This window comes from Acididesulfobacillus acetoxydans (assembly GCF_902729405.1).
Classification (GTDB): Bacteria; Bacillota; Desulfitobacteriia; order Desulfitobacteriales; family Desulfitobacteriaceae; genus Acididesulfobacillus; species Acididesulfobacillus acetoxydans.
The window spans coordinates 3,015,210-3,032,278 of record NZ_LR746496.1; the positions used below are offsets into that span (position 1 = coordinate 3,015,210).

A 17,069-nucleotide genomic window follows, 5' to 3' on the forward strand; every position below is an offset into this window, starting at 1 on the left:
TCCTTTCTTTTCTTTCTCTTTACCCTGTCGCTTCCGCAGACCTCGCTTCGGTAAACGCGGGTTTACTTCGGCAACTCGGCTTGCCCCAGCAGACGCAGTTTTGCTTCAGTAACGCATGGGTTTACTTTGGTGAACGCCGGTTGGTTCCGATAAACGCGGGCTTATTTGGGCATACACCGGCATCCCACGGGTTTGTTCCGGTGAAGACGGGTTTGCTTCAGTAGACGCGTGCCTCTTCTTTTCCGCTCAAGACCCGGTAAGCTCCCTCCGCCAAAGCAGCCAGTTCGTCTTCACCCGGCAGCCGGAAAGCAGGGGCTAAAGAACCGACGTACTCCTGTATCAAGCCCAACAAAAGCTCCGAATGCGCCAGACCCCCTGTGTAAATAAGGCCGTCAATTTGCGGGAGAACCGCAGCCATGGCGCCGATTTCTTTAGCAATTTGGTAGGCCATAGCCCGAAAAATCCGTCCGGCCTCCTCATCCCCCTGCTCAATGCGTTTTTCTATCTCTTGACCGGCATTGGTCCCCAAGTAGCCGAGCAGTCCGGACTTGCCATTGATCTGCCTTCTCAACTCCATTTCCCCATACCGGCCGGAAAAACAAAGATGCAGAAGTTCTCGCGCCGGCAGGCTACCGGAGCGTTCGGGAGAAAAAGGCCCTCCATGATTGGCATTGCTCACATCGACGATTCGCCCCTCTTTGACAGCGACGACGCTGATTCCCCCTCCCAGATGAACTGCGACAAAGTGACAAGTTTGCAACGGCCTGCCCAGTTCGGCGGCACAGCGGAGAATCGCCCGGCGGATGTTCAAAGCGTGCAGGAAACTGACGCGGGGAAGCTCGGGCCGGCCGGAGAAACGCGCCCAATCTTCCAATTCGTCTACCGACGGAGGGTCGACGACAAAAGCCGAGATCCCGGCCCTGTCCGCCAGAGCCTTGGCCAGCACCGCACCGAGATTGGAAGCGTGTTCGCCGTTTTTGGCCGTCAGCAGATGCTCGAGCATTTTGGCGTTGACCGCGTAGGTCCCGCTGGGAACCGGATCGAGAAGTCCGCCCCGCGCTGCCACCGCAGACAGTTTGTCCGGGCTCAGTCCCTGTCGGGAGAGAAAACCCTCCACCGCCCGGCGGCGCATCTCCTTTTGGTCCATGACATTCCGAAACCGGCGCATTTCCTCGGGCGCGTGCTGCAAAGTGTCGACTGCCAGCAGCTCGCTGTTCCGGCTGAGACCGACTTTGGTCGAGGTTGAACCCGGGTTGATCACCAATAGATACATGTCTGCCCCTTCGTTTTCACGACACCGTGCCGTGGTAGTGCTCTCTCGCTGTTCCGCTTTTTTCTCATGCAAGATAGATGCCAAAACTCGGGGCAGAGGTAAAACTTTCGAATTGTCTGATTTAATGCCCTCTCCCGCCTCCTATCCCGTCCTGTCGATAAACGTAGGGGCCCGGTTGGTCTGCAATTCCTTGCGTATCATGCAATATATTGCCTGCTATAATTTGCCCGCCGCGGGGCGGTTTTAAGCAGGGGGCGAGCCGCAAAACCCACCAACATGCGGGAACATCGTCCCGAGCATCGTCTTCTGAGCGGGCCCGTGTCATCAACTGTTTAAACAAGTCCGTGGCGCCGCAGTTTGTAATAAAAATTCCGGATTGAGATCTTCAGGTCGCGGGCCGCCTGGGTTTTATTCCCCCCCGCTTCTTTTAAAGCCCGGCGGAGGACCTCCTCTTCCCAGCAAAACTGCAGTTTTGCGTAGCTTCTCTCTTCCGGCTCTCCGTCCTCAACGGGGTTTGACACGCCTTTTCCAGCCCGGCCCCCTCCGCCCTGCCGCGCGTCCAGCGGGGGTAAGTGACCGGCCTCCATGACCGTGTCGCCGACGCGCATGTTGATAATAGCCCTTCCTAAGACATTTTCCAATTCCCTCACATTTCCCGGCCACCGGTACCTGCTTAAAATCTCAAGGGCCTCATCCGTAACCTTTTCAACACCCCGGCCGTACTCCTGATTGAACCTGCGGATCAAATGGTGCACCAGGAGGGGAATATCCGGACGCCGCTGACGCAGCGGGGGGATCAATACCGGAATGACATTTAAGCGGTAATAAAGATCTTCCCGGAACTTGCCCAGACGCAGTGCCTCTTCCAGGTCGGCGTTCGTAGCGGCAATGACCCGTACATCCACGCTGACAGGCTGATTGGCTCCCACCCGCACGATTTCCCGTTCCTGCAGAACCCTGAGAAGCTTGGTTTGCAGGTTCAGGCTGATTTCCCCGATTTCGTCCAGGAAAATCGTCCCCCCGTTGGCCTCTTCAAAAAGTCCGACCTTTCCCCCTCTTTTGGCTCCGGTAAACGCCCCTTCCACATAGCCGAAAAGTTCGCTTTCCAGTAAACTGTCCGAAAGAGCCGCACAGTTCACCCGGATGAACTGGCCTTTGGGCCGTGAGCTCAAACGGTGAATGGCGTGGGCGAAAAGTTCCTTACCTGTCCCGCTCTCACCCCGCAGCAAGACGGTCGCGGGGGTAGCGGCGGCGCGCTGAGCCTGTTCAACCGTCGCCCGGATCGCTTCGCTCTCCCCGATAATATCCGTAAAAGTATATTTTGCCTCCAAATGCCGGATGATCCGTTTGGCACCTTCGAGTTCATCGGATAGTTTACGAATCTCGGAGACATCCTGCAGCACGCCCACTGAACCCAAAAGTCTCCCCTGAGCCAGAATGGGCGCCACATTGACGATCACTTCTTTGTGTTTGGGACCCACTTTCATACTGATCCCTTTGACCGCTTTGCCGGTGCGCAGGACTTTCATGTGCATGCTCTCCCCCCCCTCGGCCATATCGACCGTGGGAGGCTTGCCCAGGACATCCTCCGCGGTCAAGCCCGTTAAACGCGTGTAGGCCGGGTTAACCAGGATCCCCACACCTTTTTCGTCAGCGACCGAGATGGCGTCTTGCGTGGAATTAATGATAGCCGTGAGGAGATTGCCCGCTTCCCGCAGGTTATTGACCTGGGCGCTCAGACTCTCGAATTCGTCCATATTCCGAATAAAAGCGACCACACCGCCCACCCGCCCGGATAAGCTCCGGTAAGGAACACTGCTGACCGCGACTTGCTTGCCGCCGATTCGGGTCAGCCGGTTAAAACTCGCCGTCTGCCATTGCCGCGCCTCAGAAAGGAATAGGTCAGGCAAAACCTGACCGTAATCCAGGCCCAGGGCTTCATCCTTTTCTATTCGCAATAATTTTGCCGCAGCCCGGTTGAAAACCGCAATTTTGCCGCGCCCGTCGATCGCGATGACGGCGTTGTCTCCTTCACGTGCCAGACGCTCGACCTGAAGACGCGTAAGCACTTCCAATCCCCCCTCAGACTGAAAAAAGAAAAGCCGAATCCGGCTTTTTCCTGGCGACAATACCTCTTCATCAGAGCATCAGATTTGTCATGCGCAATTTATCCGCTACCATGGCTATAAATTCGGAATTAGTCGGTTTACCTCGGTCTACATCAATCGTATAACCGAAAAATTTGTTCATGAGCTCGATGTTACCCCGGTCCCAAGCCAGTTCAATTGCGTGCCGGATCGCGCGTTCTACCCGGCTCGGTGTGGTTTCGTATTTCTCAGCAATCATAGGATACAATTCCTTGGTCACCGCGCCCAAGAGAGAAATCTCCTGCACGACATCGACAATGGCGTCCCTGAGATACTGATACCCCTTGACATGGGCCGGAACCCCCATCTGATGAATCATACGCGTCACCTCGACCTCCAGGCGTTTGGCTTCCTCGTCGGCACTCTTGGGGGACAACCCCGCGGCCAAAGCGCCGTTCGCCAGGACGATGTTCGCTGCTTGCAGGCCCGGGCCGGACGGGAAGGGATCGTTGCCGGCCAGCTGCCGGATGCGGCGGCCTAATGTCTCCAGGTCAAAAGGTTTTAAAATATAGTAATCAGCACCAAGGTTTACCGCCTTCTGCGTCATTGTCTCCTGACCGAAGGCCGACAGAATAATAACCCGAGGTTTTTTTCCCCGGTTCTGGATTTTCTCCAAAACCCCCAGCCCGTCAAGGTGGGGCATAATAATATCAAGAACAACCACATCAGGTTCTTCCCGATTAATCAATTCAACCGCTTCTTGACCGTGATAGGCGACTCCGACCAAATCCATGTCTTGCTGGCGGTTAATATATTCCTTCAAAACCTCAATGAAATCGCGGTTGTCATCTGTAAGCAGCACTCGAACTTTGTGCATGTTCCCTTTTCGCCTTCCCTCCAACTGCAGCGATTCGCGGAGAATCCACGACGCTATGCCCTCTTAATTGTTCGACATCATTTATCCTATTCCTTCTCCGCCCGGCTATGTATTTCCAATCCCATCAAATAACGGGGAGTTTAAACCCGAGGCTCGACTTGCCCTTGCCCGCCGGGAAAGAGCAATGAGTCCCGGCTGAGTTTGAACGAGCACCTAGCCAAATGAACTTGTTCAACTAAAGTTGAATATCGAGACTTCGGTGGGGGAGTTTACCCCCACCGAAGTAAACCACTCCCATTTGCAGAAGTGGGAGTCTCACGGTTGGATGAAATACTCAAGCCGCTTTTCCCTCCCGGAGGAAACCCGAATCACGGAGCATGTTTTCGATGAAGACCCCGTAGCCCCGGGAACTGTCATTGACAAAAACATGCGTGACCGCCCCGATGAGTTTGCCGTTTTGAACAATCGGGCTGCCGCTCATCCCCTGGACGATTCCTCCGGTTTCCGCCAGCAGTCTGGGATCGGTAACCCGAATGACCATGTTTTTACTGTCGGTCCGGTTCAACATAACCCGTTCAATGTCTATACTGTACTCTCCGATCTTCTCTCCGTGCAAAACCGTGTAGATTTTTGCCGGCCCGGTTTTGACCTCAGTCTGCCAGCCGACCGGGATGGGCTTTGAAAAGTAGGGGTTCTTTAATTTGCCTTGGAGGGTGCCAAATATCCCGGTGCGCGTGTTTTTCTCAATGGTCCCGCTGAAGGAAGAACCAAGGTCAAAAGATCCTACTTTTTCGCCGGGATGCCCTCTGCGGCCCTTTTCAATGGAGTGAATGTCGGAAGCGACCACTTGACCGGAGGAGACGTCAATTTTCTGATTTGTATCGGCGTCATTGATCACGTGCCCCAACGCTCCGTACTTGTTGGTGGCCGGGTCATAATACGTTAAGGTGCCGACACCGGCAGCCGCGTCTCGGACGTAGAGCCCGATGCGATAACGGTTGTCGTCGGGACAGTAAACCGGATGCACTGTCCGCACCAGTACCTGGCCCTGGTGCTTGAAGGTGATCTGAAGGCCCTCTTGACTTTTGCCGGCATCATTCACGAGGCTGGCCACCTCCTGATCGGATTGCACCTCCTCCTGATTAATCTTCAATAAAACATCCCCCGTTTCGATCCCCGCGTCCCTGGCCGGAAACTGTTTTTTCCCATCCGCACCGACCACCGGCGCTTGTCCGACAACCATGACCCCTTTGGATTGGAGGGTGACACCAATGGATTCTCCGCCGGGCACCAGACTCATCTCCGGCATGACTTCAACTTCGCTTGACTTTAAAGGAAAGATCCCGAAAAGCTTGTAGGTGAGCTGAACGGTTTGAGCCGTGGGACCCGCCAGGGTCTTGACCGCCGGTACTTCGTTGAACTGAATCACATGGCTCCAAAACCCCGATATGGCAGGCGCCGCAAGTTTTGTTTGGGTCTGGAAATCCGGAAACTGGGCCAACTGCTGAATGCTCGGGTTGAAGCTTAGGAAGGTACAGAGAAGGAGGCTCAAAATAACGATGAATCTTCTAGTTTTCACCTCTCTATCACCCTCCATGTTATTTTTTCCCTTTCTCCTTCGGCTCTCCTCGTTTTTCGGCCCTTATCAAGCGAAGCCTAATCTTAAAGTGTCCAAGTGACTCGTCTTTCATCCTGTAAAAAGCGTTCCATCATTTCCTGGCTTTTTGCAACATTGTCATAAGGTGGGATATTATTTTAGTAATCTTACATATCCGACTATATACAATCATATGTGAATACTCTGCTCGGCGGAAAGCCTGTTTCCCTTGCTTGGACCAATCTCATCCCACGCTTGCCCGCATTGATCTTTCGGGCACTTTCCTTTGTCTGATTTCACCTTTTTCGATCACACTGACATGAGCCCCCGCCTTCTGACCGGAGCGGGGGACGGCGGCATTTCCGACGGAATACGCCGAATTTCCCCATGACTTGAAGCCAGAGGCATGTAGCTAAGTTTTGAGGTCAGATGAGATTGTTCTCGGACTCCGGCTTCCCCTCGCTCTCCGCTTGCCGGCCGCCCGCGTGCCAAAGCTCCTGAGCATGGCGACGGGAGATTTCACCCTTTCCTCCCAGCATCCGGGCCAGTTCCTCCACCCGCTCCTCCTGACCGAGCAGCCTCACCAGGGTTCGCGTTTTCCCGTTCATGACTTCTTTGACAATCCCGAAGTGCTCCTCCGCCAAGGCGGCCACGGCGGCGGAATGAGTAATGCAGAATACTTGTTTTTCCCGGGCGATTTGGCTGAGCTTCTCGCCGACCTTTTGCACCGTCCGGCCCCCGACCCCGCTGTCCACTTCGTCAAAGACAAAAGTCCCCACCTCTTCGGCCCGGGCCAGAAGCGCTTTCAGGGCGAGCATCAAACGGGACATCTCCCCGCCGGAAGCTACTTTGCTCAAAGGTTTCGGCGGTTCGCCCGGGTTGGCGGAAAAGTAGAACTCGATGTCCTCCATACCTTCCGGATGCACTCCGGACCGCGGAAGCAAACGCACCTCTAAGCGGCTGCGTTCTAAGCCCAGCCCGGAAAGTTCCCGGGCCAACCCTTTTTCCAACCTTTCGGCCTGCTCCTTTCTTTTTTCGCTCAAGCAACCGGCCGACTCCCGGTAGGATTGCAGCGCCTCTTTTTGGCGAACCCGCACCTCCTCCAACTGAAACTCCAGGCTGCCGAGGTCCCCGAGTTCCTTAACCAGGCCGGACCGCAACATCAGAATCTCCTCAATGGAGACACCGTATTTGCGCAGGCGGTGCAGTTCGACCAAACGGTCCCCGATTTCCTCAAGCCTCCCCGGATCGAAGTCAAAGTCTTCCCGGTAAGCTCTAACCTGTTCGGCCAGATCTTCCAAAGCGTAATAGACAGTCTCGACCTGATCCGCCATTCCGGCGCAGCGACCGTCCAGGCGGGCGAGTTCGGCCAGATCCTTGCGCGCGGCGGCTAATAAATCATAGGCGGCTTGTCCGCGCCCCGAACCTTCATAGAGACAGGCATAGGTTTCTCCTGCCAGGTTGAGGATCTTTTCCGCGTTGCTTAAACGTTTTTTCTCCTCAGTCAGCTTTTCCTCCTCGCCGGGAAGGGGATTGATCCGGTCGATCTCGTCCAATTGAAATTGCAGCATGTCCACCCGTTTTTGGCGCTCGGCCTCGGAGAGGCCCAATTCCTGCAGTCTCTTGCTGATACCCCGGTAAACCAAGGCCTGCCTTTGTACCTCGTCTTTGAGTTTCCTTTGTTCCCGGCCGCCCAGGGCATCGAGCAGATTCCTTTGAGTTTCCTGCTGCAGAAGGGACTGATGTTCCGCTTGGCCGTGAATGTCGACCAGGCCCGCACAGAGGGTTCGGTAGAGGCTGAGAGGGAGTGTTCGTCCCTGAACCCGGCAAACATTCCGGCCTGAACTGTTGACCTCCCGGCCCAGGAAAAGCTGGCCCTCTTCAGCCGGATAGCCGGCTTCTTCCAGCCTGCTCAGGATGCTCGCGGGCAGACCCGCAAAGACTCCTTCCAAAGTGGCCCGCCCCTGCCCGTGTCGAATATGTTCCGCCGAAGCCCGTCCGCCCAAAAGGACAGCGAGGGCATCAATGAGCATGGATTTCCCCGCACCGGTCTCGCCGGTGAAGACCGTAAGCCCCAGACTGAAATTCAAATGAATCTTCTCGATAAGGCCGAAGTTTTCTACGTGTAATTCCGCCAGCACACTTAAGCCCCCTCAACCCATTAACCGTTCAAGGCGCGCCATCACCGCGGGAGTTGCCTCTTTGGGCTTAACGACCATTAAGATCGTATTGTCGCCCGCCACTGTACCGATAATATCTTTCCATTCGCTGTTATCGATGAGCTCGGCCAAGGCATGAGCATTCCCGGGAATGGTACGGATCAGGATGATGTTTTCACTGGAATTGACGCTGACTACGGCCTCGCGGGCCAAGCGTTTCAAACGCTCGGAGTAGTTGATCGGATGGCTCACCGGTGCCAGGGCATAATGGTACTCCTCGTTCTGCCCGGCCACTTTGACCAGGCCCAATTCTTTAATGTCCCGTGACACTGTGGCTTGTGTGACCTCAAATCCCGCTTGGCGCAGTTTATCGGCCAATTCCTCCTGGGTGTGAACGGCCTCCTGCGTGATCAGTTCCTGAATCTTCATCTGCCGGCGAGTTTTCATCACCCACCCCTTCCTTTCCTTTCCACCAGAATCCAATACGGAACCGTGGCCTCTTGGTTGATGTATCCTCCTTTGAGAACGCTGAATTCCCGGGCGGGCAGGGCGCCTAAATACCGCTCCGCCTCGGCCGCCTCTTTCTCTCCCCCGGCATGGCCCCTGTACAGGGTCACTGCCAGGACACCGCCGTCTCGAAGAAGTCCGACGCCCGCCCTCAGAGCGGCTAGAGTAGAAGCCGGCTCTGTCCGGACCCGATGGTCGCTTCCGGGCAAATAGCCCAAATTAAACATAACCGTCCTGACCGGATCCTTGAGGATTTCCCCCAGATGCGCGTGATCGGACAGATGCAAGATGACCCTTTTTTCCCAGCCCCTCTCCGCCAAGCGCCTCCCGGTTTCGGCCAAGGCCGCGGCTTGGACGTCGAAAGCATGCACCATACCGGAACTTCCCACGCATTCCGCCAGGAAAAGGGTGTCCCTCCCCCACCCCGCCGTGGCATCCACCGCCAGGTCGCCCGGTTGCAGGTATTGCCGGATCAGCAATCTCAGTACTCCTTGAATATCTTGCAGGCGTAAGGCGCCGGCCCTAATCATGCCAACGGTCCATGAGCTTCTCTCTCACCACGGCGGGAAAACTCCTCCGGCCCAAGCGAATCAGCAAACCCTGCAAAGGGGACCTTTGCACCTTGACCCGCTCCCCCGGATGGAGGTAAAGTTCTTCCTGCCCGTCGAAAGTGACCCGGCATTTCTCACCCCGGGCCATCAGAATCTCGATCTCTTCGTCAGATCTGAGAATCATGGGACGTGCCGATAAGGAATGCGCCGCCAGAGGAGTGAGAAGGATCGCTTCCACTTCCGGACTGACAATCGGCCCCCCCGCCGATAAGGAATAGGCGGTCGACCCAGTCGGAGTCGCGATGATCATACCGTCCGCGGGATAACTGACCGAGGGCTCTCCGGAAAGATTAGCCTGCAGGGTGACCAGACCGCAGCTCTGATCCCGGACAAAGACCACATCGTTTAAAACTGTAAATTGAGCCGTCCTGCCCGCAGTCTGGGCTGCGGCGTTCAGCATAAAACGGCGCTGCAGTTTGTACTCTCCGGCCAACACCTTGGTTAGTGCCGGAAAAATTTCTTCTTTTTCTATCTCACAGAGAAAACCCAATCGACCCAGATTAACACCCAGAACCGGAATCCCCGGGGCGGCCATGGCGCGGGCCGCCTCCAGCAAAGTTCCGTCTCCCCCGAGTGAGATAACAAACTCCACCTTTTCTTCCGCCATCCGCGCAGGTTCTTTAACCAGCCGGCACTTCCCGGCTTCAAGCCACTCTTCAATCCGCGCGGCCATAATCCTGGCATGGGGTTTGGCGGCGTTTATCCATAAACCTACCCTGCGCTGCCGTCCCGAGCCCGTACTTACGACCTCTTCCCTGTGCCTGCCCTGATTTCCCAATTCATCCTCACTGCCCATGCCTATTGGTCCCCTTCTGTGCCTCCCGCACAACTCTCGCTATTTCATCCCGATCCGGTTCCGGGGAAGGGCCGATGCCAAGCCAAACCAAATATTCTACATTTCCCTCCGGCCCCCGGATTGGGGAATAATCCAGACCCTTCAGACAAAAACCCAATTCCAGAGCGTCCGCCACTACCTCCGCGACCACGCGCTCCTGAACTTCCGGTTCCCGCACCACACCGCGTTTGCCCACATATTGCCGGCCCGCCTCAAACTGGGGTTTGATCAGGGCTATCACTTCACCGGCCGGTTTGAGGATGCGACGCATCGCCGGAAAGATCTTCCTCAAGGAAATAAATGAAACATCGCTCACGATCCAGTCCACTTTCTCCGGCAGAGCGCCCTCCTCCAGATAGCGGGCATTTACCCGCTCCATCGTAACCACCCTGGGATCGGTGCGGAGCTTCCAGGCCAGTTGCCCATAACCCACATCAATCGCATAGACGCGCGCAGCCCCATTTTGCAAGGCACAATCCGTGAATCCCCCGGTTGACGCCCCGATATCGGCGAGTACCCGGCCGGCGAAAGAGAGGCCGAAGGCCTGTACGGCCTTAGCCAGTTTCAGTCCCCCGCGGGAGACAAAAGGTAATGTCTCCCCCCTCACTTCAACCCCGGCTTCCCCGGCCACTTCCTGCCCCGGTTTGTCCGCCCTTTGCCCGTCCACAAAAACCAAGCCGGCCATAATTGATGTTTTTGCTTTTTCCCGGCTCGGGGCTAATCCGCGCCTCACCAGTAAACTATCCAAACGCTCTTTGCCTTTTGCCAAGACGTCTCCTTCTCTTCTCAGCGGGCCTTCAGCCGGACCAGGTCGTGCAGGGAGCCGCGGGGGGTTCTCGCCTGACCCAGGAGACGATCCGCGGCCGCCAAAATCCCCTTGACAGACAATCCCCGGCTCTGCTGCAAGACCGCAATGGGACCCTGGTCCACGAAATCTTCGTACCCCAATCGTTCCACCCGCACATCCGTGACCCCGCGGTCAGCCAGGACCTCAAGCACGGCGCTCCCCATCCCCCCATCCAGAATGTGGTCTTCCACTGTGATCAGGCGTTTTGTCTGACGGGCATAGTGTATGATCAGTTCCTCATCCAGGGGGCGGAGGAAACGCAGGTTGATCACCGCCGCCTCCCAGCCGCGCTGGCGCAGTTCCTGAGCCGCAGCCAGACAGGTATAGACCAGGGGCCCGGCGCTGATAAGAGTGAGGTCTTTTCCTTCGCGCAAGACTTCGCCTTTTCCGTAAGGAATCTCCCGCAATTCCGGCTCCAGAGCGACTCCCTGGCCGGCCGACCTGGGATAACGCAGAGCCACAGGCCCATCGAGCCTGAAGGCGGTAAAGAGCATATGCCTGAGTTCGTTTTCATCTTTCGCAGCCATGAAGGTCAGGTTGGGAATAACGCGCAAAAAAGAGATATCAAAGACTCCGTGATGGGTGGGACCGTCATCCCCGACCACACCCGCCCGGTCAATGGCCAGGACGACGGGGGCCTTCTGCAGGCAGACATCGTGCAACACCTGGTCATAGGCCCTTTGGTAAAACGTGGAATAGATGGCCACAACAGGCTTTAACCCGCCGAAGGCCAATCCCGCCGCAAACGTAACCGCGTGTTGTTCCGCGATCCCGACGTCGAAGAAACGTTGGGGAAATTCCCGCGCAAATTGATTCAGCCCGGTACCACCGGGCATAGCGGCCGTAATGGCCACGATCTTCTCATCTTCCCGGGCCAAGGCGCAAAGTGTTTCCCCAAAAACCTGGGTGTAGGTTGGCGGAGTTATCCCTTTGAAAACCTCTCCCGTTTCCCGGTCGAACGGCCCGACCCCGTGGAAAACATCCGGATTCTGTTCGGCCGGTAAGTAACCTTTCCCTTTCCGCGTCAGAACATGCACCAAGACGGGACCCTTCTTCTGCTTGGCCTGTTCAAATACCTGTTCCAGCAGGCCCAGATTGTGACCGTCTATCGGCCCCAGATAAGTGAAGCCCAGCTCTTCAAACCAGAGGCCGGGCACGAGCAAATACTTGAGCCCATCCTTGGCCTTTTCCGCCGCTTTCGCCACTTTGTTGCCGATGCGGGGAATGCGTTTGAGCAGATACTCCACGTCCGCCTTGCGCTTGTCATACCGTGGATCTGTACGCAGGCGGTTGAGGTAGGAGGAGATTGCCCCTACATTCGGCGCTATCGACATTTCGTTGTCATTCAAGACCACGATCAGGTTCATCTCTGTTTGGCCGGCATAATTCAGAGCCTCATAGGCCATCCCCCCGGTCATCGCTCCGTCGCCGATCACCGCCACCACATGGTATTTTTCGTGCAGGAGATCCCGCGCCTGGGCAAAACCCACGGCGGCGGAGATGGAAGTGCTGGAATGACCGGTGCCAAAAAAATCATATTCGCTTTCCGAGCGTTTAGGAAATCCGGACAGGCCGTTGAACTGGCGCAGGGTTTTAAAAGCGGCCAACCGTCCCGTGAGCAGCTTATGGACGTAGGTTTGGTGCCCCACATCCCAGACAATTTTGTCCTTCGGAGTGACGAAGGCGCGGTGCAGGGCCAAAGTGAGTTCGACGACTCCCAAATTCGGCGCCAAATGACCGCCGTTCACGGAGACTACGGAAATCATCTGTCTGCGGATCTCCTCTGCCAGTTCGGCCAGTTGTACCGAATCCAGGGAACGTAAATCGCTTGGCTCATGAATGCTTTCGAGCAGGCCCATGCTTTTTTCCTCCTCGTTTTTTTCCGTCTGTGATCTTCCAGCCCGTAAACTTTTCGATCGTCGCCAAGATCCCTCCCACGGTTCCGATGATCATGTTGGCCTCGTCAATGGCAAAGGACTTGCCTACCGCTTTACTCGTCACCATAACGGAGGCGATCAAAGCCAACATTCCGGTATTGAGCCAGATTTCGCCCGGGCTCAGCTCGGGATGACTGCGCACCAGACTTATGATAATACTGGCCCCCATCGCCCCAGCCAAGGTGCCGGTCACGTCCCCCACGATATCGTTAGCAAAATTGGCTACCATGTCGGCATGGCGAACCAGCGTAACCGCTTGTTTTCCTCCGTGGACCTTGTTCGCCGCCCGGGCGTGATGCGGGGGCTCCGTGGCCGCCGTGGCCGCGATGCCGATAATATCGAAGAGCACGTGAACCAGAATTACCACCAGCAGAAAGACCCAGGCTATAACCAGAGAAGTGTGCCGCAAAAGCACCTCGGAGCCGCCGGCCACGACAGAGGCGATCAGAAAACTCACGACGAAGACCAGAAAAAGATGCTTAAGCTTCGGCCTTTTCCGACTCGACAAACGCGAGACCTCCCAGTTCAGACATCCGAAGTCAGATGCCGGAGGTCAGAATGGACATCCGGGCAGCCCTTCCAAAAATAATTTCTTCGGAGTCCTATTTCTTCAGCCATCTCCGGAACCTAGATGCCGGAGTTCGGAACGGGCCGCTCTCACGACCTTTCCGGGCAGAAATTATTGCAAACAAAATCCTGTCTCGATCCAGTAGTGAGACTCCCACTTTTACAAGCAGGAGCGGTTCCCTGCACTCTGCTTCGCTGAAGGTTGACTCCAGCCTTCAGCGCGATAGCGTTCGTCAAAGGCTGAGCGCTTTCGGCGAAAGTGTCCACTAAACAATTTGGTCACCGAAGTCATCCTCAGCGCACAAGCGTTCCTTAGAAAGCTTGCGGTTCGGCGATAGTGTCCACAGGACACTATCGTGCTGTTCAACTTAAGCCAAACGAGTTCACTGAAGCCTTATCCTTGGCTCAGACGATGGTTCCTATGATGACCCCCACCAAAGCACCCCCGAAGACTTCTAAAGGAGAGTGGCCGATAAGTTCTCTCAGCCTCTCCTGAGAAGGATCCGAACCTTGATACAGGCGTTCGACCAACTGGTTGATCACCTCGGCTTGCTTTCCCGCCGCCCTTCTCACCCCGGCCGCATCATACATGACGATCATGGCAAAAACCGCCGCCACGGCAAAAATGGGGGAATTCCAACCGTAGTATTTACCGATTCCGAAAGCCAAGGCGGTCACCGTCGCGGAATGCGAACTGGGGAAGCCGCCGGAACTAAAGAGTAATTGCAAATCCAACTTTCCGTGCAAAAACAGATGAAGGAAAACCTTCAGCACCTGGGCCGCAAACCAGGCCAACAAAGCGGAAAACAAAATCGTATTCGTGAAGATTCCTGGAAACATAGTGTTTATCCACTCCTTAGCGCCTGCGTTCTGCAATAAAATCGGCCAGGTCCCGCAAAAACTCCCCACGTTGTCCGAATAAGCGGAGAGACGCCTTCGCTTGGTCCACCTGGCTTTGGAGGTGTGCTCTGGCCCCGGCTAAACCCAAGAGCGAGGGATAGGTAGCCTTGCCTCTTTTCTGATCGCTGCCGACCGGTTTGCCTAAGATCTCACTCTCTCCCTCCACATCCAAAATGTCATCTTTAATCTGAAAAGCCAACCCCAGGGCCCCGGCATACTCAGTTAAAGCCGCCAGGCGCAATTCGTCCGAGCCCGCCAGAATCCCGCCCAAACGGGCCGAAACCATGAGCATAGCCCCTGTTTTGTGCCTGTGAATGCGTTCGATCTCCGCCAAGGAGAGGCTCGTCCCTTCCCCTTCCAGGTCAAGTACCTGCCCATAGACCATGCCCCGCGGACCGGCTGCCTCCGCTACTTCACGCAGCACGCGAACCTGCAGTTCAGGGGCGACGTCCGCCGGCAGAGACAGCAGCTCAAAGGCATAAGTCAGAAGGGCGTCCCCGGCCAAGATGGCAGTGCCCTCACCAAAAACCTTATGATTGCTCAGGCGTCCGCGCCTGTAGTCATCATCATCCATCGCCGGCAAATCGTCATGAATTAAAGAATAAGTGTGAATGAGTTCAAGCGCGGCGGCTGAGGGTAAAACCTTTTTGGGGTCTCCCCCGTTCATTTCGGCCGCAGCCAGGGCCAGAACCGGCCGGATGCGTTTTCCGCCTCCGGCAAGCGAATACCGCATACTCTCTGCGAGTACATTCTTTTGCCAGGGCAAAGTGTTGAGAAAATCCTCAATTAAAGTCGCATATCTCTGCAATTCCTCTTTGAACACTTGCGCCCTCATCCTTCCGACGGGAAATTGACTGTCTTGATTTGTAATTTCCCATCCTCTTCCACCAGGATTCGCATCTCCTGTTCGGCCTGATCGAGCAAACGCGAACAATGCCGGACAAGCCCCACGCCCTCTTTAAATAAGGCCAAGGCGGTCTCTAAAGGGACCTCCCGCTGTTCCAAGGCTTTCACGACCCTCTCCAGGTTTTCGACCCCGGCTTCGAAGCTGAGTTCCGGCCCTTCCCCGGCCTGATGTGTTCCGGGCTTCTCTTTAACTCTTTCCTCCGGTTCTCCTGTAGTTTCCGCCCACAGCCCGTCTTCCGTCATTAACCCCTACTCCTTATTCTGCTGACTTCAGCCCGCCCGCCTGCTCCGAACAAACTCCCATAAGGTCCCGGCCGTTTGGGTCAACAAGCGGCCCGGCCGTACATGAATCCCTCACCGCACCGCTTAAGTACTCTTTGACAGTTGGCGGCAGGCAATACGCTCGCTGTTGCCGTCCGCTACGACACCGAGGTGCCCCCGATGTCTTTCGTCAAGACCCGGCATTGTAAGGAACCGGACGCCAGGCGAACTCGGAGTACGTCTTCGCAGTCTACCTCCTCGGCCGAGCGTACGAGCCTGCCATCTTCTCCGTAAGTCAGGGAATACCCCCTGTTTAATATAGCCAAAGGGCTCAATAAATCCAACCTTGTCCCCAATATTTGTAGTATACCATTTTTATCCGTAATAAATCTAGCCATGTTCTCAGACAGGGCTTCGAAAAGGGTATCCAGTTCTTGCCGGCTCCTTTCGCTGCGCCAAAAGGGATCCTTCAGGGGTGCTTTTAGGGCAAAATACTCCAGTTCCCGGCGTTTCCAGGCCAATTGTGCTTTCATGTTCTTCAGCAAAGCCGCAAGTGCAGAGCCGATTCGATTCTTTAGGTCGGCCAGCAGGGGTACCGCCAGCTCGGCCGCGGCAGATGGTGTGGGAGCCCGTAGATCCGCCGCATAATCGGCAATCGTCACATCCGTTTCGTGCCCCACCGCCGAAATGACCGGGATGCGAGAAGCGGCAATCGCCCTCGCCACCTCTTCCGAATTGAAGGCCCAAAGCTCCTCCAGTGAACCTCCGCCCCGGCCGACAATAATAACGTCCAGCCCGCCATAGCGGTTCAGGCGCTCGATCGCCAGAGCCACTTCGCGCGGAGCCGTTTCACCCTGAACCGCGGCCGGGGCCAGAAGCCAGGACATTTTAGGATGGCGCCGGCGCCCGATATTGAGAATATCCCTGAGCGCCGCTCCGGAAGGGCTGGTCACGATCCCCAGGCGGCGCGGCAAAAGGGGCACCGCCTTCTTGCGCGCGGGGTCAAAAAGGCCCTCACGCCCCAGACGTTCCTTCAATTGCTCAAAAGCCAGATACAGTTCCCCTATTCCGCTGGGCTGCATATCCGAAACATAGAGCTGGATATTGCCGTCCCGATCATAGAGTCTCAGGTCTCCCCGCACAACCACTTGCAGGCCGCTGCGCGGCTCGAAGCGCACCCGTTCGGCCCGGCTGCGAAACATCACGGCCCGCAGGCTGGAGTCTTCGTCTTTTAGGGTAAAATACCAATGTCCCGACGGCCGGTGGTTCTTATAATTGGAGATTTCCCCGCTCACCCAGCAATTGCGAAATTCGGCACGTTCCGACAGCGCCCGCCCTATTTCCGCCGTTAACTCACTCACTGACCAGATTTTCGGCATATTTTCACCTCTCACCCGTTTATAATAAGGTAAGAGGTGGTGAATTTCAACTCCCGAAGCGGTGAATCGATTGAATCGAATTCATTTTTCAAAGGCTATGCCATCAATACATTTATCGTAAAGAAAACGTTTAATCACTTCATCCTTATTACTTTCATAAAAATCGATGAGTAATGCCGTAAAATCTCTCTGATGCTCAATGGGAACAGATCCATGCCCCTCTAATTCCTTTCCCAGTGAACCTCCCCCAGCGACACTTCATGTTGTTGAGGCTGCTGACCCACATTTTACCACACTACTTTAGCCAACTCAATGCGTCAGGGTTT

Annotated in this window: 15 protein-coding genes; all 15 read right to left on the reverse strand. The window is 55.8% G+C overall.

Annotated features, from left to right (window positions below):
• Positions 1-217 precede the first annotated feature (217 nt).
• Entirely contained in the window at positions 218-1,273 is a 1,056-nt protein-coding gene (gene buk, locus MNU25_RS13415; RefSeq protein ID WP_240985531.1) for a butyrate kinase, read from the reverse strand.
• A 332-nt stretch (positions 1,274-1,605) separates the two neighbouring features.
• On the reverse strand, positions 1,606-3,342 hold the full coding sequence (locus MNU25_RS13420) for a sigma 54-interacting transcriptional regulator (RefSeq protein ID WP_240985532.1): 1,737 nt from the start codon (positions 3,340-3,342) through the stop codon (positions 1,606-1,608).
• A 70-nt stretch (positions 3,343-3,412) separates the two neighbouring features.
• Positions 3,413-4,237, reverse strand: a complete 825-nt coding sequence (gene spo0A, locus MNU25_RS13425; RefSeq protein WP_240985533.1) for a sporulation transcription factor Spo0A — start codon at positions 4,235-4,237, stop codon at positions 3,413-3,415.
• 334 nt (positions 4,238-4,571) lie between these two features.
• The gene (gene spoIVB, locus MNU25_RS13430; RefSeq protein WP_240985534.1) at positions 4,572-5,816 is read right to left on the reverse strand and encodes a SpoIVB peptidase; all 1,245 of its coding nucleotides are present in this window, start codon (positions 5,814-5,816) and stop codon (positions 4,572-4,574) included.
• Positions 5,817-6,259: 443 nt separating this feature from the next.
• Positions 6,260-7,975, reverse strand: coding sequence for a DNA repair protein RecN (gene recN / locus MNU25_RS13435; protein ID WP_240985535.1), 1,716 nt, complete (start codon positions 7,973-7,975; stop codon positions 6,260-6,262).
• A 12-nt stretch (positions 7,976-7,987) separates the two neighbouring features.
• Entirely contained in the window at positions 7,988-8,440 is a 453-nt protein-coding gene (gene argR / locus MNU25_RS13440; RefSeq protein WP_240986851.1) for an arginine repressor, read from the reverse strand.
• Positions 8,440-8,979, reverse strand: coding sequence for a tRNA 5-(aminomethyl)-2-thiouridylate-methyltransferase MnmM (gene mnmM, locus MNU25_RS13445; RefSeq protein ID WP_240985536.1), 540 nt, complete (start codon positions 8,977-8,979; stop codon positions 8,440-8,442). Before mnmM ends, argR begins: the two co-directional genes overlap by 1 nt.
• Before the next feature lie 43 nt (positions 8,980-9,022).
• A complete protein-coding gene (locus MNU25_RS13450; RefSeq protein ID WP_240986852.1) occupies positions 9,023-9,784 on the reverse strand; it encodes an NAD(+)/NADH kinase in 762 nt (253 codons plus the stop codon).
• Between the two features lie 112 nt (positions 9,785-9,896).
• On the reverse strand, positions 9,897-10,715 hold the full coding sequence (locus MNU25_RS13455) for a TlyA family RNA methyltransferase (protein ID WP_240985537.1): 819 nt from the start codon (positions 10,713-10,715) through the stop codon (positions 9,897-9,899).
• Positions 10,716-10,732: 17 nt separating this feature from the next.
• A complete protein-coding gene (gene dxs / locus MNU25_RS13460; protein WP_240985538.1) occupies positions 10,733-12,652 on the reverse strand; it encodes a 1-deoxy-D-xylulose-5-phosphate synthase in 1,920 nt (639 codons plus the stop codon).
• Positions 12,627-13,238: a hypothetical protein gene (locus MNU25_RS13465; protein WP_240985539.1), complete on the reverse strand. Its 612-nt coding sequence runs from the start codon at positions 13,236-13,238 to the stop codon at positions 12,627-12,629. The genes dxs and MNU25_RS13465 overlap by 26 nt, the downstream gene beginning before the upstream one ends.
• Positions 13,239-13,702: 464 nt before the next feature.
• Positions 13,703-14,137, reverse strand: a complete 435-nt coding sequence (locus MNU25_RS13470) for a divergent PAP2 family protein (RefSeq protein WP_240985540.1) — start codon at positions 14,135-14,137, stop codon at positions 13,703-13,705.
• A 16-nt stretch (positions 14,138-14,153) separates the two neighbouring features.
• The gene (locus tag MNU25_RS13475; protein ID WP_240985541.1) at positions 14,154-15,020 is read right to left on the reverse strand and encodes a polyprenyl synthetase family protein; all 867 of its coding nucleotides are present in this window, start codon (positions 15,018-15,020) and stop codon (positions 14,154-14,156) included.
• A gap of 8 nt (positions 15,021-15,028) precedes the next feature.
• A complete protein-coding gene (gene xseB / locus MNU25_RS13480) occupies positions 15,029-15,346 on the reverse strand; it encodes an exodeoxyribonuclease VII small subunit (protein ID WP_240985542.1) in 318 nt (105 codons plus the stop codon).
• Positions 15,347-15,522: 176 nt separating this feature from the next.
• Positions 15,523-16,743, reverse strand: coding sequence for an exodeoxyribonuclease VII large subunit (gene xseA / locus MNU25_RS13485; protein WP_240985543.1), 1,221 nt, complete (start codon positions 16,741-16,743; stop codon positions 15,523-15,525).
• Between the last annotated feature and the right edge of the window lie 326 nt (positions 16,744-17,069).